18 protein-coding genes are annotated in these 18,437 nt (G+C 55.6%); 2 read left to right on the forward strand and 16 right to left on the reverse strand.

Annotation, left to right across the window (positions count from 1 at the left end; all coding sequences use genetic code 11):
- The 7 genes from VGM48_RS24825 to VGM48_RS24855 form a co-directional block, all read right to left on the reverse strand.
- The coding region (locus tag VGM48_RS24825) for a DUF1624 domain-containing protein (protein ID WP_331583673.1) at positions 1 to 834 on the reverse strand (834 nt) is incomplete at its 3' end.
- A 174-nt stretch (positions 835 to 1,008) separates the two neighbouring features.
- Positions 1,009 to 1,389: a response regulator gene (locus tag VGM48_RS24830; RefSeq protein ID WP_331583675.1), complete on the reverse strand. Its 381-nt coding sequence runs from the start codon at positions 1,387 to 1,389 to the stop codon at positions 1,009 to 1,011.
- A gap of 66 nt (positions 1,390 to 1,455) precedes the next feature.
- Complete coding sequence (locus tag VGM48_RS24835; RefSeq protein WP_331583677.1) at positions 1,456 to 1,845, reverse strand: hypothetical protein; 390 nt, start codon at positions 1,843 to 1,845, stop codon at positions 1,456 to 1,458.
- Between the two features lie 5 nt (positions 1,846 to 1,850).
- On the reverse strand, positions 1,851 to 2,372 hold the full coding sequence (locus VGM48_RS24840; RefSeq protein WP_331583679.1) for a YceI family protein: 522 nt from the start codon (positions 2,370 to 2,372) through the stop codon (positions 1,851 to 1,853).
- A 50-nt stretch (positions 2,373 to 2,422) separates the two neighbouring features.
- Positions 2,423 to 2,995, reverse strand: a complete 573-nt coding sequence (locus tag VGM48_RS24845) for a YceI family protein (RefSeq protein ID WP_331583681.1) — start codon at positions 2,993 to 2,995, stop codon at positions 2,423 to 2,425.
- 21 nt (positions 2,996 to 3,016) lie between these two features.
- On the reverse strand, positions 3,017 to 3,646 hold the full coding sequence (locus VGM48_RS24850; protein WP_331583683.1) for a nitroreductase family protein: 630 nt from the start codon (positions 3,644 to 3,646) through the stop codon (positions 3,017 to 3,019).
- An 86-nt stretch (positions 3,647 to 3,732) separates the two neighbouring features.
- The gene (locus VGM48_RS24855; RefSeq protein WP_331583685.1) at positions 3,733 to 4,461 is read right to left on the reverse strand and encodes a TetR/AcrR family transcriptional regulator; all 729 of its coding nucleotides are present in this window, start codon (positions 4,459 to 4,461) and stop codon (positions 3,733 to 3,735) included.
- A gap of 243 nt (positions 4,462 to 4,704) precedes the next feature.
- On the opposite strand from VGM48_RS24855, the gene VGM48_RS24860 reads away from it, so the two are divergent.
- A complete protein-coding gene (locus tag VGM48_RS24860) occupies positions 4,705 to 5,478 on the forward strand; it encodes a DUF6089 family protein (RefSeq protein ID WP_331583687.1) in 774 nt (257 codons plus the stop codon).
- A gap of 644 nt (positions 5,479 to 6,122) precedes the next feature.
- Here VGM48_RS24860 and VGM48_RS24865 read toward each other — a convergent pair.
- From VGM48_RS24865 to VGM48_RS24895, 7 genes are all read right to left on the reverse strand, one after another.
- On the reverse strand, positions 6,123 to 9,488 hold the full coding sequence (locus tag VGM48_RS24865; protein WP_331583689.1) for a hypothetical protein: 3,366 nt from the start codon (positions 9,486 to 9,488) through the stop codon (positions 6,123 to 6,125).
- Between the two features lie 27 nt (positions 9,489 to 9,515).
- Entirely contained in the window at positions 9,516 to 10,403 is an 888-nt protein-coding gene (locus tag VGM48_RS24870) for an ABC transporter ATP-binding protein (RefSeq protein WP_331583691.1), read from the reverse strand.
- 10 nt (positions 10,404 to 10,413) lie between these two features.
- The gene (locus VGM48_RS24875) at positions 10,414 to 11,214 is read right to left on the reverse strand and encodes a hypothetical protein (RefSeq protein ID WP_331583693.1); all 801 of its coding nucleotides are present in this window, start codon (positions 11,212 to 11,214) and stop codon (positions 10,414 to 10,416) included.
- A gap of 3 nt (positions 11,215 to 11,217) precedes the next feature.
- A complete protein-coding gene (locus tag VGM48_RS24880) occupies positions 11,218 to 11,598 on the reverse strand; it encodes a GntR family transcriptional regulator (protein ID WP_331583695.1) in 381 nt (126 codons plus the stop codon).
- Between the two features lies 1 nt (position 11,599).
- Positions 11,600 to 12,460 (reverse strand): hypothetical protein, encoded by an 861-nt coding sequence (locus tag VGM48_RS24885; RefSeq protein WP_331583697.1) that lies wholly within the window; start codon positions 12,458 to 12,460, stop codon positions 11,600 to 11,602.
- On the reverse strand, positions 12,457 to 13,287 hold the full coding sequence (locus tag VGM48_RS24890) for an ATP-binding cassette domain-containing protein (protein WP_331583699.1): 831 nt from the start codon (positions 13,285 to 13,287) through the stop codon (positions 12,457 to 12,459). The genes VGM48_RS24885 and VGM48_RS24890 overlap by 4 nt, the downstream gene beginning before the upstream one ends.
- A 117-nt stretch (positions 13,288 to 13,404) precedes the next feature.
- Positions 13,405 to 13,830 carry a hypothetical protein gene (locus VGM48_RS24895; protein ID WP_331583701.1) on the reverse strand — a complete coding sequence of 142 codons (426 nt, stop codon included), beginning with the start codon at positions 13,828 to 13,830 and terminating at the stop codon, positions 13,405 to 13,407.
- A 137-nt stretch (positions 13,831 to 13,967) separates the two neighbouring features.
- Here VGM48_RS24895 and VGM48_RS24900 point away from each other — a divergent pair, with 137 nt between their 5' ends.
- Positions 13,968 to 15,077, forward strand: a complete 1,110-nt coding sequence (locus VGM48_RS24900; protein WP_331583703.1) for a DUF5009 domain-containing protein — start codon at positions 13,968 to 13,970, stop codon at positions 15,075 to 15,077.
- Here the strand turns inward: VGM48_RS24900 and VGM48_RS24905 are convergent.
- Both VGM48_RS24905 and VGM48_RS24910 read right to left on the reverse strand, forming a co-directional pair.
- Positions 15,074 to 15,442, reverse strand: a complete 369-nt coding sequence (locus VGM48_RS24905; RefSeq protein WP_331583705.1) for a helix-turn-helix domain-containing protein — start codon at positions 15,440 to 15,442, stop codon at positions 15,074 to 15,076. The genes VGM48_RS24900 and VGM48_RS24905 overlap by 4 nt on opposite strands.
- A 300-nt stretch (positions 15,443 to 15,742) precedes the next feature.
- On the reverse strand, positions 15,743 to 18,301 hold the full coding sequence (locus tag VGM48_RS24910) for an XrtN system VIT domain-containing protein (protein WP_331583707.1): 2,559 nt from the start codon (positions 18,299 to 18,301) through the stop codon (positions 15,743 to 15,745).
- Positions 18,302 to 18,437 lie beyond the last annotated feature (136 nt).

Consider the following 18,437-nt stretch of genomic DNA (forward strand, 5'->3'; position numbering starts at 1 on the left):
AAAGGCGGCGATGGAGCCGAGGCCGAGATAGCGAAGCGTTTTTTTTCTGTGCTGCGGGGCGACGGTGGGTGCGTACAGGCTTCCCAGGTAGTAGCCGAGGGTGATGATGCCGAGCCAGGGCAGGATGGGGTAGCCGATGACGAAGCGGAAATGCGGATAGGTGAAGAAGGTGAACTGGTGCAGGAAGGCCCAGCCGACGGCGGCGAGGCTGTTGCCGGTGGCGTGGATCCCGTCGAGGAGATTGTGGCCGGCGATGAGCAGGAGGGCAATCGTCAGCAGGGTGGGGCGGGAGAGGTGGACGAGGGCCGAGAGGAGGACCATGGCGACGCCGAAGGCCCAGATGACCTGGAGGATATAGAAGGTGAAGTGGAGGTTAAAGGTCCAGCCGACGGTGACTATGAACAGTTCGACAAAGATGAGCCAGGCGCCGCGGGTGAGGAGAAAAAAGGATACCGCTTTGCGGCCGTTCTTGTTGCCGTAGAGCCAGGCGGCGATGCCGGCCAGCAGCATGAAGATGGGGGCGCAGTAATGCGTGATCCAGCGGGTGAGGAAGAGGGCGGGGGAGGCCTGGGTGAGATCGGTGGGATCGTATAGATAGGCGCTGCCGTTGAAATAGTCGCGGGCGTGATCGAGGGCCATGATGATCATGACGAGGCCGCGGAGGAGGTCGATGGATTCGATGCGGGGGCGGGGGGGTGCGAGGGCGGAGTTTGCGGCGTTTGGCGCGGGTGAAGTTGCGGCGGATGACGTTGCCGCGGGTGACGTTGCGGCGGATGACGTTGCCGCGGCTGAATTTGCTGCGGCGGAGTTTGTCGCGGAGGACGCTGTTGACATGACGTTGGTGTTTTTAGCTCCGTAAAGATCAGTTGAATGCTCCAATACGCAAGGAGATGTGGACTACCTGCGGAAAATAATGGTGGTAGTCCAGTAATTTGAAGACTGAAGCGGGTAAGAAGATCCGGGAGCGGATGCTTGCCGTGACTGGCCGGCCTGGAGTTGCGTTGCGGGTTACCTGGCGGATTCGACGCCCTGGTCGATAGCCATCGCTACGGTGGCTTCCAGTTCGGTGATGTCGAATGGTTTTTGGAGGAAGTAGTCGGCCTGGGCTTCGCGGGCCAGTTGGGTGACATTGCTGTTCGCGCTGAAGAAGATGACCGGGATGTCCTGGGTTTCGGGGGCGAGTTTCAGGAGCCGGGTTGCTTCGATGCCGCCGGGTCCGGGGATCCAGTTATCCATGAGGATGACATCGGGCCGGTAGCTTTTTACCTGACTGACTACCTGGTTGGAATTATTGAGGGTTTGGACGTCGAATCCTTTCTTGCGGAGAACGATCGTGCAGATCTGCAGGATGTCCAGGTCGTCGTCTAATATCAGTACCCTTTTATTCATACAACTATCCTTGAAAATTCTGTGCCAACAATAGTTGGGGCGCCCGAAGGGCGCCCCAATGTAGGCTTATTTGCGGATAAACAGGGGTTTTAGGGTATACCAACCCAATGCCGGGAAGAAATGCATGGGGATAACCATACCGGGGAACAGTTCGGGCGTATCGATCGGCGGGGAGAACCGGTGGCCGATGGGCAGCAGGAGACTGGCGAAGCTAAGCAGGGTGAAGATCAGGTTGAACACGATCTCGCCGCGGGCCTTCAGTAACTTATCCAACAAGCCATATCCGATGGCCGCCAGCACGCCGCCAAAGAGACTCGCGGCGATGATCTGTACGGTGGAAGCGACTTTCGAGAAGTCGGCTTCATTGGCCGTGTAGTATACTTTTGCATAGACGATCCCGGCGATGCCGGCGAGCAGTCCGGAGACGATGCCGAGCAATAATGCTTTTTTAAACATACTAGCTATTTTGTGACGGGGACAGAGAGGTCGATTTTGATGGATTCGCCAACATCGCCGCCGGGCTTACCGAGTTTGTAGTCGTTCCTGTTGACGGTGAAGGAACCTTCGAAAAGTCCGCCGGCAGGCGTCTTTTTAAAGGCGAACGGGAAGGTGATGGACTTCGTGACACCGTGGAGCGTCAGGTCGCCGGTCACGTGGTAACTGTTACCCGATTTGGCGACGTTCTTCGAAGCGAAATGGATCTGGGGATATTTCGCAACATCGAACCATTCGTCGCTTTTGGCGTGTTTGTTCTGCAGGCCGTTGCCGGTGTTGATGGTCGATACGTCGATCGTTACGTCAAATTTGGATGCGGCCGGATTTTGCTCGTCGAAGGCGATGGCGCCTTTGAACCCCTTGAAGACGCCGCCGGCATCGTCGCTGCTGAAGGCGATGTTATAGCTATCGGCGATCTGCCAGTTCTGTGCGGTGATGAAGGCGAAGGCGCTGCCGGATAGCAGCAGAAAGGCAATAAACTTTGTCATGTCATTTAATTTATTCCTGCCGCCGGAGGCGGCAGGAATAGTTACGATTTTTAGCCTTTTACAAATTCGGTGTTGGCAACGAGGACCACTTCATCGCTGAGCATGGCAGTGGGGAAAGTATTCCCGATGCCGAAGTCGGTGCGTTTGATGGTGCCGGTGACTTTGAAGCCGGCGACGGTCTTCTTGTTGCTCGGGTTGGTGATGGTGCCATTGAAGACGGCGGTGAGCGTGACGGGTTTGGTGACGCCATGGAGGGTCAGGTCGCCGGTCAGCTGATAGGTCTTATCGCTTACTTTCTTAAAGCCTGTGCTTTTGAAGCTGAGGGTACCGAACTTGGCGGCGTCGAAGAAGGCGTCGGTTTTCAGATGGTTGTTCCGTTGTTCGTTACCGGTGTTGATCGTGTTGACATCTGCGGTCAGTTCGATGGCGGCATCGGAGAAATCATCCTTTGTCGAGGTGAACTTAGCCGTTACGGAGCCAAAGGTTCCGCCAACTTCGTTGATGCCCATGTGGGTGATGCCGAAATTGATCTGGGAATGCGCCTTGTCCATATTCCACTCCTGTGCGAAGGTGGAGGCGGCGAGGATAAAGAGAGCTGCGGTGCTGAGGAGGATCTTCTTCATTTTTTGTTTTGTTTGTGTGTTTTATAGATTAATGACTAATTCGTCTTTTGGCCGGCGCACTTTTTTCAGGTGCACCAGTTTGTCGTTGGCGGTATCGCGATAGCCGAGGGCCATGAGGGCATAGCTGCGGAGCCCTTTTTGGGGAAGGCCGAGCAACTGGTCGAGGTCGGCGTTGCGGAATCCTTCCATGGGTGCTGCGTCCACTGCTTCGAGGGCGGCTGCGGCCACGGCGACTCCCAGCGCGAGATAGGTTTGCCGGATGGCCCACTGGGCGCGGAATTCGGGTGTGTAGCCGGCGAATCGGTCCTTCAGTTTCTCCACGTAGTCTTTTTGGGCTCCGGGTGCGAGGTTGCGTTCGGCGGCGATGCGGCCGTAGACGGCTTCGATATGTTCGGAGCTGACGTCTTCCCAGGCGGCGAAGACCAGCAGGTGGGAAGCTTCGGTTATCTGCGCCTGATTGTTGGCGATAGGTTTTATCTGTTGCAGCAATTGTTTATCGGTGATGTGCAGGATAGTAAACGGCTGGATCCCGCTGGAGGTTGGCGCGAGGCGGATGGCCTCGAGGACGTTATCTACCTTTTGCTGGGGTAGTCGTTCCCCGGTCATTCTTTTTGTTGCGTAGCGCCATTGAAGGGCATCGAGAAGGTGCATATGTTGTGGTTTTATCCTTTAAATTGATGGTAATCCTATGGGGGGTATTAATTCTAACGGTGTTATGTTATGGGGCCAAAAAAAAACTAACCGGCGGCTTCGGGGGCGGCGGATGGCAGGGTTGCTTCCGGGTCGCCGGTGGGCGCCTTCGCGGGTTCGGATTGTTGGCGGCCGGAGTTTCCGGCGGGCGCTTCCGCGGCTTCGATCCCGCGGATGAAGCTGCACATCACGTCTTCGAGTACTTTGAGGGGCAGGTTATCATGATGGCCATCGGTCTGAATGGTTCGGCCCAGGGTGCTCATGTTGATGGACACGAGGCCGTGGAGCATGGACCAGAAGGACTGGTATTTGAGGAAGGGGTCGAAGGGTAGCGGGTTGCCGGCGGGTACCATGGCGACGATGCTGCTGGTGATGACCTCGTTAAAGGTGATCATGGCGGGTATCTTGCTGACGGTTTCGCAGGTGGGGATGCCAAGGCCGAACATCAGCTGATAGTATTCCTTGTTCCGGAAGGCGAAGTCCCAGTAGGCGCGGCCCATGGCTCTTATCTGGTTAGCCGGGAGGGGCTGGCCAGCCTTTGCCGCGATGAGGGCGTCAGTCAGCAGTTGGAATCCTTTTCGGTTGAATTCCAATAAGATAGCGTCTTTATTTTCAAAATGACTATAGATGACCGGGACGCTATATTCGATGGCGTCGGCAACTTTGCGGATGGAAAAGGAGTGCCACCCATCGGTGACGACCATTTCCCAGGCCGCGTCCAGGATGCTGGCCCGGACCTCTTCTTTCTGCCTTAGTTTGCGATCGGTTATCCCCATTTTCTAGGACCGTTACTTTTTGTAACGGCGTTAGGCAAAATTACACCCTTTTTTGATTCCACCAAATTTTTCTTGGAGATGGGGTGCACGGGACGGGCTTGGGAGAGGTTGGGCTCCGGCGCCAGGATGCGCGCATTGCAACCCCGGCCGTGAGCGCAGGGGTGGGGATATCTCATTTTCGGCCCCGTTGTTGCATTAGGGGTGCCAGAACCCTATGCCGGAGGAAGTAAAAATTCCTACGATATGATTACAAAGATCTCCGGTTTTGGCGTCGCCGTGGCGATGTTGCTTTTATTCAGCCATTCAGCAAATGCGCAATATGCCAACCCTTCCATCCCGCCGCGGTGGGAGGTAGGTCTCAGTGGAGGTGTTCTTGTTTACCAGGGTGATCTGGCTCCATTGGCCGGTTCCTATAAGATGGTCAGCCCGGAGGGAACCGTATCGGCCACCCGCCTGCTGAGCCCGCACTGGGGCTTGCGAACCAGCCTTACCATCGGTGAACTTCGGGGGGATGACCTGAAATACGGGCATGACTCTTACCGGAAGGCGAGGGCCCTGAAGTTCAGGACCTCTGTTGCGGAGGTAGCCGAGAGCGTGGTATGGGATGTCTTTGGCAACAATTACGACCGGACGCGCAACCGCATCGCTCCCTATCTGTTTATCGGTATCGGCTATTCCTTTTTGGGTGTCCATCGCGATGCCAGCCGCTTCGATTCCGTCTTCTTTCCTCCCCAGTCGGGGGTGACGGAGGGGCTTCGGGCCGATCTGGCAAAAGAGCCACCTCACGGAACGGTGGTGATGCCGATTGGTGCGGGTTTGCGGTATACGATCTCGCCGGCCTGGTCGATCAACGGGGAAGCCAATGGCCGCTTTGCGGCGACGGATTACCTCGACGGGTTCAGCCGCGTGGCAAATAATGGGAAGAACGACCATTACTACAGTATTACGCTGGGCGTGATCTATACTTTTTTGGGCGGCGGCAAGGAGTTGAAATGCCCGCCGAAGTTACCGCAATAGCGCCGGTGGGAGCCCGCGCCGTATATCGGGATCCACCTCATGGAGGTGGATGGGTATCATGTAAATATTTATGGGTGGACGGCGCCGGAGAAGTTTAATGAGAAGAAGCTGGCGGTGCAGGCGAAGTTGCTGGAGGATTTGAGGGGGAGTGGGATTAAGTGGCCGGGGATGTGATTACAGCGAATCGTCCATGAACCTGGTATTACTGAGTATCTTTTTTGCCTGCGCAACCTTTTCAGGAAAGAGCGTGTCCTTTGCATCAACGGTCGTGTGAAAAATGATCACCGTTTCCGTGTTTTTTTTTACAGATTTTCTGGATGACTTCTTTTTTGAAAGCATATGGTGAAGTTACAAAATTCTTTTTATTAAAAAAGCCAAATAGGCGGTTTTCATTGTTGGGTCAAAGGGTATCTCTATATTGTTTTCGGCTGTGTCAACGAGCGCACGCAAAGCAAATTCCTGGCTGAACCTATCATAATATGTCTTTAGGATGCGCGTATAAAGTTGGGTATGTTCTTTTGTGCTTTTCATAAAGGTATAACGTGTGGGGCGAATTTGTTCATATGGGTACGTCACCTGCGACATATTACAAAGCTACAAACTTTAGTAATTTAAAACTAAAATTTGTAGCTTTTTTATTATGCCTATCGTCGCGCGGCGGCAATAGGTTTTGTCGTAGCGGCTGCGGGCGGGGCCGGTGAGCCGGCAGGTGCGGCGGCGGCCGATCCCTCCCACGCCGCCGCCAGCCAGGGGCGAAGCGTATCGGGAGTATGCGCGGTGAGCGTGCGGTAGAGATCGGGAATACCGGGATAGGGGCCGGCGGACCGGAGCGCCCATTGCTCGTGGAAGCTGTGGAGGGCGGCGTTGAGACTGTCGACGCCGATGCGCCGGGCCAGGGCATAGAGTTGCAAGGCGGCGGCGGCATCCCATTGATACCATTTATTGGCGCGAAGAAGGGGGCGTTCGCCGTCGAAGTTGGTGCGGTGGCCCCAGTTGTTATCCCATTGGGTGAACTCGAGGGCGGAGTGGAGCTGGTTGGTGTCGGGGTTTTGGGCCAGCAGGCAGAACGCGGCATAATGCGGCAGCCCGCTGTTGATGACGGCGGCAGCGAGGGTGGCATTAGGCATCACCGTTATTCCCCACCATTGATGGGCCAGTTGCACGGCGACGGAGTAATAGCACTCGTCGAAGGTTCCTTTGGAGCGCAGGTCGCTGGACCAGCCGGAGGGCTCGCTGATAAAGATCACGCCGGGTGCGGCGTCTCCACGGTGGTTATAGGCGGGCGTCTCCACGAGGCTGATCCGGTCATAGGGATAGAGACCGTAAGCGCGGGAGAAATAATGCATCCCTTCCTTCAGCGCCTTTTTGTAATGTGGGAGGTTGATGGCATTGGCGGGATGATAGTCGATTTCCATTTGAACGGTGTGACCATTGTCCAGGCGGATGGTGTCGACCAGGCGGCTGTAGCGGGCGGACGCGATGACAACGGGCGGGTAAGCGCCGGGGCCCTTCCGGATAAAATGAAAATAGTTGCGGCCGTTGGCGCGGTATTGCTTCACGAGCCGGCCGGATGACTGCACCCAATGATCGTCGCTCGTGCTGACGGTGAGGTCGTAGTCGACGAGGTCGCCGTTGAATTGATTGTTTGGCGTCCGTTGACCGACGGGATCATCTGCCGGCGTCTCCGGCCATTTCTTTGCCGCGAGGCCATGGCTTCTGCGAATATCGTCGTTTCCCAGTTCGTCACCTTCATCATAGCCGAGGCCGGGCAGGTTACCGGTATTGAGGATGCCGTTGCGCAGGGCGTTAGCGGCGTAGAGGCCGTTTTGAAAACCGTTGAAGGCGACGGTGGAATGGATTTGGAACTGGGCCGAATCGCCAGGTTGCAAGGGAGCGGTCAGCCGGTAGACGCGGTAGTCGGAGGCCTCGCGTGCCGGCCGGAAGAGGTTGAACTTCCCGCGGGGGAAGTAGAGCGGGCAGGTGTAGGCGAGAGGAGTGCCGTTGCGGCTGAGGCTGTAATCCAATCCGTCGCCGTCGAACAGCAGGCTGTCGATGGGTTTATCGGTTTTGTTGACGACGCTTACCCAGGCATGGGTCTCTTCGCGCTGTTCGCGGGGATAGAGATCGACCGTCATCGTCAGACCGGTGACGTGGGGAAGGGGAAGACCGGCATACCGTTTCAGATATCGTTCCGTCAGGGCTCTTTTTTCACGGACTTCCCAGGGAGTAGTGTAGTCGTTGAGATAGCTGACATTGTAGTAGATATAGCCGCCGGCGACGAGGAAGAGGACCAGGAGGGTCAGTAGCCGCAGCCGGGTGGCGCCATGAAAGCGCTGCCGCGCCAGCCGGATGCGTTCGCGCCAGGATCGGTCGACGCCCCGGGCGAAGAAAAGCGATCCCAGGACGATGAGGATGAGACCGCCCAGCAGCCAATACAACTGATAGGCCGCGATGGGCTTTACCATATGGCCGATGCCATCCATATCGGAGGCCCAGATAGCCGGGATATAGGAATAAAGAAGAAGGATGTAATTGAAATAGTTGAATTGAAACGCCAAAAGCATGAGTATCCAGATCGTGATGGCGATGCCGTGGCCGGCGAATTTATTATTGACAACGCTATGCACGCCATAACAAAAAAGTACCATCACCACGAGGCGGGGGAGGCTGATCAGGAAAAAGGAGGATGCATATTGAGCGAGATTGAACTCGTGATAGCCTTTCAACAGCTGGATCGGCAGTCCCAGCAGAACGGGCGCCAGCGCAAGGAAAGCGGCCAGCGCACAGAGGCTTAGCAGCTTTGCACTGTTGAGTACGCGATCGGAAGGGGGCAGTGCGTCGTTGATAAAGGCAAACCGGGTCAGCTTCTCCCGGTGAACCGTTTCACCGGTGTAGAAGGCGATGATCACGAAGAGGAAGGTGATAAAGATGTCGTTGAAGGCGTCGACAAAGAAAACGGTTCGGGGGTAGTCGTTTACGCCGTAGTTGCCGGGACCATGCCAGAAGACGAAGCTGAGGAAGATATAGCCGCCCGATAGGATGATCCAGAAATAGTTGTCCCGGATGATGTTGAGGATCTCGATGCGGGCGAGGCTGAACAAGGTCCGGCGGTTGTATTTCCCTGTCAGTTCGATGTGCACCGGGGGCAGGTTGGCGGCGAGGCTTGGTGCTGGCGGCAAGGCTTTTTCTTTTGAGGCCCGGCCGCTGAAGAAGCGTTCGAAGCTGAAGCGCCACCAGGTGATGGCGAGGACGAGGGCGCCGACGGAGACCCAGATGATGCGGTTGTACAGAACAAGACCGCTGAAGGGGACGAGGTCATGGTTCAGTTGGTCGGGAGAGAGTCCGGAGACCGAACTGCGGAGGCCGTTTATCAGGAAGGGATCGGACAGGTAGATGACCGTTGGGTTATGGATATTATGGAGGAAGAAGTTGCCGATAATATAACCGAGGAAGAGGAAGAGCCCGCTGCTGTAGATGACTTTTACGTTACGGAAGACAGCCACCAGGCCAAAGAAGAGCGCCGAGGTAAAGAACAGACTGGGGACGATCAGGGTGAAATAGGGTTGCAGATAATAGAGTGCGTGATTGGGGCCATAGCGGCGGCCCTGCTGCCAGCCGAGGACGGGTCCGAGCAGTGTCCCCAGCCAGGCGCCGAGGACGGCCGCGAAGCTGATCACCAAAACGAAGAGGAAGGAGCCGAAGAAGCGACCCCAGAAATAGCCGGCCTTTGTAATGGGGTAGGAGAGGTAGTATTCTTTTGTATTGTGTTCGAGATCCCGGTAGAGCGGGGTGCCCATGATGGCGGAGCTGACGAGCATCAAAAAGATGCTGCAGGTGGCAAAGAATTCGGCGAGGACAGCCGGTGCGTTGAACATTTCCTTCTCTGTCACCGGCAGATCTCCCTGCGCAAAGCCCAGGGTGCAGAGAAGCAGGATGACAAAAAAATAGACATAGAAGACCGGACGGCGCAGCCGGTACCGGATCTCGAACAGGAAGATCTGGGTGAACATGGTAATATGTTTTACGATGCGGTTAGACTAGATAGTTAGTACATCCATTTTTGTGGCGATATGGCTGAAGTATACGTCTTCGAGGTTGGGGGCGCTGGGCCGGAAGTTGCTGCCCGGGTCCTGATCGGCGAGGATGCGGATGTGCAGGTCGCCGGCTTTCAGTTGGGTGGAGATGATGGGATAGAGTGCGCGGTACTGGTCGATGGTATCGCGGGGGATGCGTTTGCTGTAGATCCTGCCTTCCAGTTCCGCCACGGCGGTTTCGGGTTTCCCGCTGTAGAGCACTTCCCCGAGGCAGATGATGGCAAAGCGGGAACACAGCGTGCTAACGTCTTCGACGATATGGGTGGAAAGAATGACGATGGTCTGTTCGCCGAGATGACTGAGCAGATTGTAGAAGCGGTTGCGTTCGGCAGGGTCGAGACCGGCGGTGGGTTCGTCGACGATGATCAGCTTTGGGTTGCCGATGAGGGCCTGGGCGATACCCCAGCGTTGTTTCATGCCGCCGGAGTAGGTGCCGAGGCGTTTTTTCTTATCCTTATAGAGATTGACCTTGTTGAGGAGTCCGTCGACGAGGTCCCTGCGTTCTCCGGGGCCATCGACCCCTTTCAGGCGGGCGACGTGGTCGAGCATCTGTTCGGCGGAGATGCGCGGGTATACGCCGAACTCCTGCGGGAGATAGCCCAGCAACTGCCGGACGCGGGTCTTGTTTTGGAGGACGTCGAGATCGTCGAGGAAGATGCTGCCGCTGTCGGCTTCCTGGAGGGTGGCGATGGTTCGCATGAGAGAGGACTTACCGGCGCCGTTGGGGCCGAGGAGGCCGAACATCCCGTTGGTGAGGGTGAGCGAGACATCGTTGATGGCGCGGACGCCGTTGGGGTAGGTCTTGGAGAGATTTCGGATCGTGAGTTGCATGGGAAGGTTTTTAATGAATGATGAGTTGATTTTTTTTCAGGTTGCCGCCGGTGAATTCGATGCGCGATTCGGGGGTGCTTCGGATGACGGACGAGTCCAGCGTGGCAAATTGGTCGTTGACCAGACTGGTGTCGGTCAATTGCATCTGCAGCCGGTGGATGCTGGCGGGGGAATTGAGTATCGTGATGGTGTTGGCCGATCGGATGTCCAGACTGTCGAAGTATTCGGCAGGACCGTGGTGGCCGTCTTCGTATTGCATTCCGATCCAAAGGGTGGAGTTGCGGGCGATAAAGCGGGCGGACGCGCTTTTTACAGGAGCCTTCGCGCCCTGCACATAGAGCTGGCTGTTGTTCAGCAACACTTCATCTACTTCGGGACCGAGAATGGAGACCTCGGGAAGACCGTTCCGGTAGTACCATGCCGACCAGGGGCGATGGAGGGGCTGCGTGAAATTGCCTTTGATAAACAGGGTGTCGCCGCTTTGCCGCCAGGTGATCGCAGGATTGTCGGCGGCGCCGATCAGTCTGACCTTGGGCTGAGTCTGGAATAGACCGGCGTCGGGGTCTTTGTTGATGCGGGGCAGTTCGAGAGCGAAGCTGTCGGCAGGGATCAGGTTGACCCAGATGGCGCCATCCACGGAAATGATACGGAGTGCATGAATGGACGTTTTTTCAAAGCCCTCGGCATGCATCTGAGCTGCCGTAATAAAATGGTTTTTGCGGTATTCACGATAAAGCATCGCGTGGATGCCTAGCGAGAAAAGAAGTATGGCGAGAAAAAAGCCCAGGAGCCATTTATTGCTTGTTTTCATTATCTAGCTGTTTTTGTTGCGCATGCGTTTTTTGAACTGTTGATACAGCGGCTTTAGTTCTTCGGGGTCCATACCGAGGAGGAAGAGGCTGCGGAACACCTGCGGAAGGTCTTTTTCGACGAACCAGTCACGGCGATAGCGGGTTGCCTGTTCCATCGCGTCGTCCGCGGCGAAGAAGCCGATGCCCCGTTGATTGAAGATGATCTTTTCCTGTTGCAGAAATTCATAGGTCTTCATGATCGTATTGGGATTCACTTCCAGTTGTACCGCCAGTTCACGAACGGAAGGGATGCGTTCTCCCGGCGGCCATTCCTTCAGAAGGATCTTTTCGCAGACATAGTCGGCGATCTGCAGATAGATACTTTGGGTTTCTCTGAACTGCATGTTATACTTCTTTTTCTTTTAACCGGAGAAAGGTGACAAACCAGAAAAAGAGCGGCAATATAAACCAGATCAGCGTGGCGATGCTATCGCCGAGACCGGCGGGCAGGCGGACCTTGTTCGCGGGCGGACCCTGGTAATAGAGCGGCTGCGTCCAGCTCAGCACGTTGTTGTTCCAACCGTGTGGCAACAACGGGAAGACGAACGTCTTTTGGAAGACGATAAACCCGACTGCGCAGAGCAATACGGCGACCACCGTTTTTATAAATGAAAAGCGGCTGAAATAAACCGACCCAAGCAGGAACACGGACTGAACGGTAAAATACAGCGCGGTAAAAAGATGGTCATCCTTTTCCGGGATGGGGGCGCCCACTGCCGAAAACGGGTTATAGAGCGTAACGGGCAGCACGCGGGTATTGCTGTTGGGCCAGTTTCGCGGATGATTGTAGGCAATGGTATTGGACCACTGCACCATGATACCGTCTACGAAATAAAAGACGAGCGTATACGCGATGTAAAACAGGACCACACCATAAAGAAGCGCACAAAGCAATTTTTCGAGATGCGAGGCCGGAAGCGATAACCAGGGCAGGGCTTCTTTTTTGGCGCCCAGTTCGGCGAAGAGCATACTGGCATACAGGCAGCCGACGAGGTAAAGCCCGACGATATAGGCCGTGAATTGCATAAACGCTTCCATCGGCGCATAGACGTCCACGACGATGAGACAGGAGAACCAGATGGCGTGCAACCCGCCGATAGCCAGCAGGGATAGGCCATAGCGGCGGCGGTTTTCCGTCCAGTGTTTGGCTACCAGCAGACGCCAGCGGTAAAAGCTAAAAAGTTGATTGGCGGATGTGGCTTTCATGAGAAGAACGCATTAATAGTTTTGCCATTGAGCAGGACGGCTTTGTAGAGCATTTCGAGATCGGGCCGGCTATCCTCGCCTTCGAGATTGGGCAGGATCACGGCTTGTCCTTTCAGTGAAGACTCGGCATGCAGGGCCCGGGCCGCTTCATCGGGATCGACCGAGAGTTTAAAGAGCAGTTTCTCGGCGATACGGTTCATCGATTGATGGAAGAGGATCTTACCCTCTTCGAGGATGGTGACGTTGTCGATCAGGTTTTCGAGGTCCTTTACCTGGTGAGTGCTGATCAGGATGCATTTCCGGTCGTCGAGGGCGCCGGCGATGATCTTACGGAACTGACTCTTGCTGTGGATGTCGAGGCCGTTGGTGGGTTCATCCATGAGCAGGAGCGGGGCGTTGGTGGCGAGGGCGAGGCTGATGAGCACTTTTTTCTGCTGGCCATAGCTCAACTCCTGCAGATGACCAAAGGTGGGAATGGTAAACTCCCGGGTATAGTGTTCGAATTGCCCCTGGTTGAAGTCCGGGTAGAAGGGCGACATATATTGTATCCACCGGGCAAGCGGGACATCGGGCAGCTGAAAGTCTTCCGGCACATGGAAATATTTTGCGAGGAACGCGGGCTGCCGCTTGCCGGGGGTGAAGCCGAAGGCATCGATCTCGCCTTTTTGGGGAAAGAGAAAGCCGGCGATGTTACGCAGGAGCGTGGACTTGCCGGTGCCGTTACGGCCAAGCAGGCCATAGATCTGGCCGGGCTGCAACTCGAGGTCGAGACCCGTGAATACCGGCCGGCGACGGTAAGAAAAGTGGAGGTTGTGTATGGTAACCATGAGGTGTACTAGTGAAATAGTACACTAAGTTGCGGAGAATTTTTGACCCGGGCAAGTTTTTTAATAAAAAAAGAGGCCGTGTGACCTCTTTTTCTTTTTAGCGGGGATTAGCGCGGGTTAGCGCGAAGCGTAGTCCCGTTGGTGTCCATTCTTATCCATATAGATGGTCCTGGCGGTTCCCCGGTGGGTGATATTTACTTTGTAAAGGTCCCGTTTGTGGGGGCGGTCGATCCTGGTAAAGGAGTGGGCTTGTTCCCCGGGATATTTATTGCGCAGCTGGTGGATGACCTTATCGGGTACGACGGATTGTGTCACGGGCATCCGGCTATCGATATGGTGTCCCTTTGCGTCATAGCAGGCCATCATCATATTCCCGTTGGAACGAAAACTGGCGTCCCATCTTCCATTTACCATTTTCCAGTGGATCGCCGAAGTATTGGGATAGTCCCTGATAAAACGATCCTTTACCGACTGTGGAACATCTCTCGCGAACAACCCGGTTCCTGCGCACAGGAGGCCGAGTCCCAGGATGATCTTTTTCATAATCTTTCATTTTAGTGATAAAATCAGGCACGGATCGACGGTATCGGTTAAATAACTATGCCATGGGACACGAAGGGGGGCTTTTTTGCGCGCAGAATGTTTAAGAAGTTGTTAATTTCCTTATATTCATCCCTATTATGGCCCAAACCACACCTCCCCAGCGCTTGTATTCGCTGGATGCGCTACGCGGTTTCGATATGTTCTGGATCGCGGGCGGCGAAGAGATCTTCCACACACTTGCGAAGATTACCGGTAACTCTTTTTGGCAGACGTTGTCCGATCAGTTTGAACACCCGGCGTGGAACGGGTTTCATTTTTATGACCTGATCTTCCCGTTGTTCCTGTTCATGGCGGGGGTGGCGACTCCCTATTCCGTCGGCAGGCAACTGGAGAAAGGGGTCGAACGCAAGAAACTGTTATGGCGGGTGATCCGGCGCGGGTTGGTCCTGGTGCTGCTTGGACTTTATTACAACAACGGAGCGAAGCTGCATGCCTGGGATGATATCCGGTGGGGGAGCGTGCTGGGGCGGATCGGTCTTGCCTATATGTTTGCCAACATCATTTACCTGTATACGAAGCAGCGGGGGCAGATCATCTGGTTTGCGGGTTTGCTCATCGGTTACTGGTTGCTGTTGGCCTTTACATCGGCGCCGGGTTTCCCGCATGGCGACCTGACGATGGAGGGTAATTTCGCTTCTTATATAGACCGTTCGATCCTGCCGGGGAAGTTATATCTGAAGATCCACGATCCCGAGGGACTGATGTCCACCATTCCAGCCATCGGGACCGCCTTGCTGGGTATCCAGGCGGGGAATCTGTTGAAGAACTCACCGTTGTCGGGGGGAGCGAAGTCCGGGCGGCTGGCGTTGGGCGGGGTCATTTCACTCGTATTGGCGCTGGCCTGGAATACGGTATTCCCGATAAACAAAAACTTATGGACGAGTAGCTTTGTGTTGTGCGTCGGCGGGATCAGCCTTTTGTTGCTGGCGCTTTTCTATTATGTCATCGACGTGTGGGGCTACCGGAAATGGGCCTTTTTCTTTTCGGTCATCGGGATGAACTCCATCTTTATCTATCTCTCGGGTCATTTCATCAACTGGAAGTATATGACCGACGGTTTCTTTGCCTGGGTAGGGCAATGGATCGCCGCCCCATGGAATGCTTTTGCCATGGTATTTTGTCTGCTCGCGGTTAAGTGGCTTGTTCTTTATTTCCTTTACCGGAAGAAGGTGTTCCTGCGGGTCTAGCGCCGCGGCTCCAGTTCTGCCATCAAAATATCGCTGAATTCGCACATTTGCTCCAGCAGGGCGGCCAGTTCGTCGCCTTTCTGGGTGAGTGCGTATTCCACTTTCGGCGGGATCTCGTCGAAGTCGGTGCGGGTGATCAGACCATAGCGTTCGAGTAGTTTCAGCCGGTCGGAAAGGATGGTATCGCTGATAAACTTGAGGTCGTCCTTGATGAGCTTGAAGCGGTTGTATCCTTCCTTGATGCAAAAAAGCACATCGCTGAACCATCTCTTGCTAACGAGGTCGAGCAATTCGTTAAGGCTGCATTTTTCTTCGAGGAAGGACTGATTGCGATAGTTGGTTGAACTTGTTTTTCGCTCTGTCATGGTTCATTTTTTTATGGTTGAACGGTCGGGTCAGGCAGGCAGTGGAGAATCGCACAAACTTAATTTTTTAGCTCCGTAGCATTCGTCCAATGGCGGGCGGATACGACCGGCCATACTAATTATTGCGTGAGCATATTAATAAGTTTAAACTTAGTCACCTTCAAAAGAACGGGGATTTTATGTTGCCGGTTGGCCGGATATTCACTAAGTGTCACCATATTTTAACCGCGGCCGCGTTGGCCGGTTTTCCCCGGAGGGCGAGAAAGGGGTGAGTTTTAAGGACATGGGCGGTGCCGGGAGTCAATTATAGTGGACATAACTGGACACCGGGGTGACGATACCGGCCTCTTGCGCCATCGCGATCGGCAGGCTGTCGGCGTTGCCGGCGGGCTCCAGGACAGTGCCGGGGAGCCGGCCTTTTTGTTTTTGGAGGATGCGGTGATAGGCGAAGAGGCGCAGGAGGTGGTCGGGTGCGATCCCGGCTGCATCGGGGATGTGTGGGGTGCGGCCGGCAGGATCGAGGCCAAACGGGGTTGCGTAACCAGGATCGGGGATGCGCGGGGTGGTATCGCCGGGATCGTCGGTGCGGCGGATCAGCAGGCCGGCGGGGTCGATGCGAACTTCGTTGACTGCGGTGACCTCGAGCGGAAAGCTGTTGTGGTGCAGATGGCTTTGAAGCGTATAGAGATCGCCTTTTTCATAGTGGAAGGCGCCGGTTTCCCGAAGCGCCCGGAGATAGGGGGACAGCTCGTCGCCGATATTGTACAGGGTAACCTGCCCGCCTTTGTCCAGCCATTGCCGCAGCCGTTGCGCGAAAGGACTGCCGTTGAGATCGGCCAGGTTGGGCGAGCTGCCGGAGCTTTTGCTGATGACCAGGGAATGTTCGGGGTCGGTGATCCGGGCCAGGGGAAAGAGGCTGAACAGCCGATGGGCGCAGGTGGCGAAGACGGCATTCTTGTTGGCGGAGGTGATGCTGACAAGGTCGTTGCCGGTGGGGGAAGCGTATACGGGGAAATCGGCGAGCGAGGAGAGGAGGCTTTCATATTCTTCCACGGTCCAGGAACTGTTGAGGTCGAGATACACCTGACGGAAGGAGGTGGGCCCCATTGCGGGGGTGGGGGTGGCCGTGGTATATTTTTTACCTGCGAAGACAAAGGTTGCGGTTTCGATCCCGGGGTCCTCGCATTGGAGGATCCAGTCAGGAGTGTAGACTCCGTCCTGGCGGATGGGGGCCAGGGTCGAGGCGGCGATGGACAGCAGGGATGGGGGATAGCGGAGATGGCTGGTGCTATCGGATTGAAAAGCGGCCGGCCATTCGGGTCTGATCAGCCGTTGCATCGGCAGAATGCGGATGGACGATCGGGCGGCGGTTGCATCGGGACCATCGAACCCGATGCTGTGATAGGCCAGCTTCTGACCCAGCTTTTCGAGTGGCGCCGTGATGCCCAGTTTGAACCGCCGGGTTTCGGTCGACACGGGAAAGATCCGGACGACGACGGTATTCCCTTCCTGCCATTGGACCACGGAAGGGTCGAGACGGTAGGCCCCTACGATGGTGGTATAGGTGGAGTCCGCCTCATGCCGGGACCGCAGCATCGCTTTTCGTTCCCTGCCATCGATCCACAGCGAGAATGCGCTGACGACGGCGCCTTCGGGCAGATGAAAGGTGTAGAGTGCTTCCGCGCTTTGTGACCGGTGAGGTTGGCTTTTGATGGGATTGGCGATCGTGATATTTTCTTCGGTATAGCTGAGGTGAAACTGTGGCCAGAGCTGGACGTCAGTGGACACCTCGCTCGTGATCAGATGTTCACCGATGTGTATCCGTTGTTGGGCTTTGTGGCGGACATAGAAAAGCGCTTTCAGGATCATGGTCTGCTCGTTCTCGGTGAGGCGGGGAGTACCGCAGAAAAACGTCGCCATCACGATCAAGGGATCGTGTACCTGCTTGTCGGCAAAGGACTGTCGCGGCACCCAGTCGAAGGAAGCATCGCTGTTGGGATGCCAGCTGAAATCGGTTCGCAGGATGGATTCATCGAGGGTGGTGAGGGTGCAGTCTTCGGCTACGTTGACCCAGGCGGGCAGGTTGTTGCCGGCCGTTTTTGCAGCCGACAGGCTCCGGTCGAGGGCGTTGACGCGGATCTTCCAGCGGACGACATACTGGGCGATGAACCCGAGAGAAAAAACGAGGCCGGCGAAGAAGAAAAGTCGGATGCGGCGTTCGATGCGGGTGGCCCGGCGTATAAAGACGACGGTATAGGTGACAAAAAGCGCCGGGACGAAGATGTGGAGGGAGAAACCGAGGATCAGCGCGGTGATGGCCCCCATCACGTAGAGGGGAAGCAGGTAGCAGGCCATATAGAGAAAGGCGACAAAAGAGATGCCGGTGATGAAACAAATGAGATAGCGTAAGAGGGCGGGCAGGCGGTAAAAGAAAAGAATGGCGGTATAGTTGAGGCAGGAGACGACGAGCACTACGGCCCACCAGGTGGTGGAGGGTTCGAAGATGGGGAAGCTGCTGTTTAGGGCGTAGCTGCTGATCAGGGCGAGGATCAGCAGGAGGAAGATATGGGGTACGCTGTCGCTGTTTCGTTTGAGGCGGTCGTTGGCGAGCAGGAAGAAGAAGTAGACGATCGCGAAGCCATAGTTGAGCAGGAAGAAACCGTCGGCCGAGGTCGTGTTGGCGGCGGGGATGTACAACAGAGCAGAGGAAAGCAGGAGGAGGACGATGCCGGTGGTTGCGAGTTTACGGGGATTGCCAGGCTTGCGGGATTCGCTGGGCATCCCGAATATTTCGGGCCTGCCGGATTCGCTGGGTTTGCCGCCATTGGGTCTGATGATTAAAAGTGCTTTGAAATTCAAAGTGTTTAAGTTTAAAAAAGGCTTTCGTTAGCCAGAGGCGAGCGCCTTACGGCGCGTCGGCGATAGGGGCTATATGGAAAGTGCTTTGAGATACAAAGTTAATGAATCTATTTGAGATTGGCAAGCGGCTGGCGGA

The sequence above is a fragment of the Puia sp. genome, assembly GCF_036500295.1.
GTDB lineage: Bacteria > Bacteroidota > Bacteroidia > Chitinophagales > Chitinophagaceae > Puia.

Excerpts from the sequence above, each read along its gene's own strand:
- VGM48_RS24830 (WP_331583675.1), bottom strand. The coding sequence starts at position 1,389 with ATGAATAAAAGGGTACTGATATTAGACGACGACCTGGACATCCTGCAG.
- VGM48_RS24835 (WP_331583677.1), bottom strand. The coding sequence starts at position 1,845 with ATGTTTAAAAAAGCATTATTGCTCGGCATCGTCTCCGGACTGCTCGCC.
- VGM48_RS24840 (WP_331583679.1), bottom strand. The coding sequence starts at position 2,372 with ATGACAAAGTTTATTGCCTTTCTGCTGCTATCCGGCAGCGCCTTCGCC.
- VGM48_RS24845 (WP_331583681.1), bottom strand. The coding sequence starts at position 2,995 with ATGAAGAAGATCCTCCTCAGCACCGCAGCTCTCTTTATCCTCGCCGCC.
- VGM48_RS24850 (WP_331583683.1), bottom strand. The coding sequence starts at position 3,646 with ATGCACCTTCTCGATGCCCTTCAATGGCGCTACGCAACAAAAAGAATG.
- VGM48_RS24855 (WP_331583685.1), bottom strand. The coding sequence starts at position 4,461 with ATGGGGATAACCGATCGCAAACTAAGGCAGAAAGAAGAGGTCCGGGCC.
- VGM48_RS24860 (WP_331583687.1), top strand. The coding sequence starts at position 4,705 with ATGATTACAAAGATCTCCGGTTTTGGCGTCGCCGTGGCGATGTTGCTT.
- VGM48_RS24865 (WP_331583689.1), bottom strand. The coding sequence starts at position 9,488 with ATGTTCACCCAGATCTTCCTGTTCGAGATCCGGTACCGGCTGCGCCGT.
- VGM48_RS24870 (WP_331583691.1), bottom strand. The coding sequence starts at position 10,403 with ATGCAACTCACGATCCGAAATCTCTCCAAGACCTACCCCAACGGCGTC.
- VGM48_RS24875 (WP_331583693.1), bottom strand. The coding sequence starts at position 11,214 with ATGAAAACAAGCAATAAATGGCTCCTGGGCTTTTTTCTCGCCATACTT.
- VGM48_RS24880 (WP_331583695.1), bottom strand. The coding sequence starts at position 11,598 with ATGCAGTTCAGAGAAACCCAAAGTATCTATCTGCAGATCGCCGACTAT.
- VGM48_RS24885 (WP_331583697.1), bottom strand. The coding sequence starts at position 12,460 with ATGAAAGCCACATCCGCCAATCAACTTTTTAGCTTTTACCGCTGGCGT.
- VGM48_RS24890 (WP_331583699.1), bottom strand. The coding sequence starts at position 13,287 with ATGGTTACCATACACAACCTCCACTTTTCTTACCGTCGCCGGCCGGTA.
- VGM48_RS24895 (WP_331583701.1), bottom strand. The coding sequence starts at position 13,830 with ATGAAAAAGATCATCCTGGGACTCGGCCTCCTGTGCGCAGGAACCGGG.
- VGM48_RS24900 (WP_331583703.1), top strand. The coding sequence starts at position 13,968 with ATGGCCCAAACCACACCTCCCCAGCGCTTGTATTCGCTGGATGCGCTA.
- VGM48_RS24905 (WP_331583705.1), bottom strand. The coding sequence starts at position 15,442 with ATGACAGAGCGAAAAACAAGTTCAACCAACTATCGCAATCAGTCCTTC.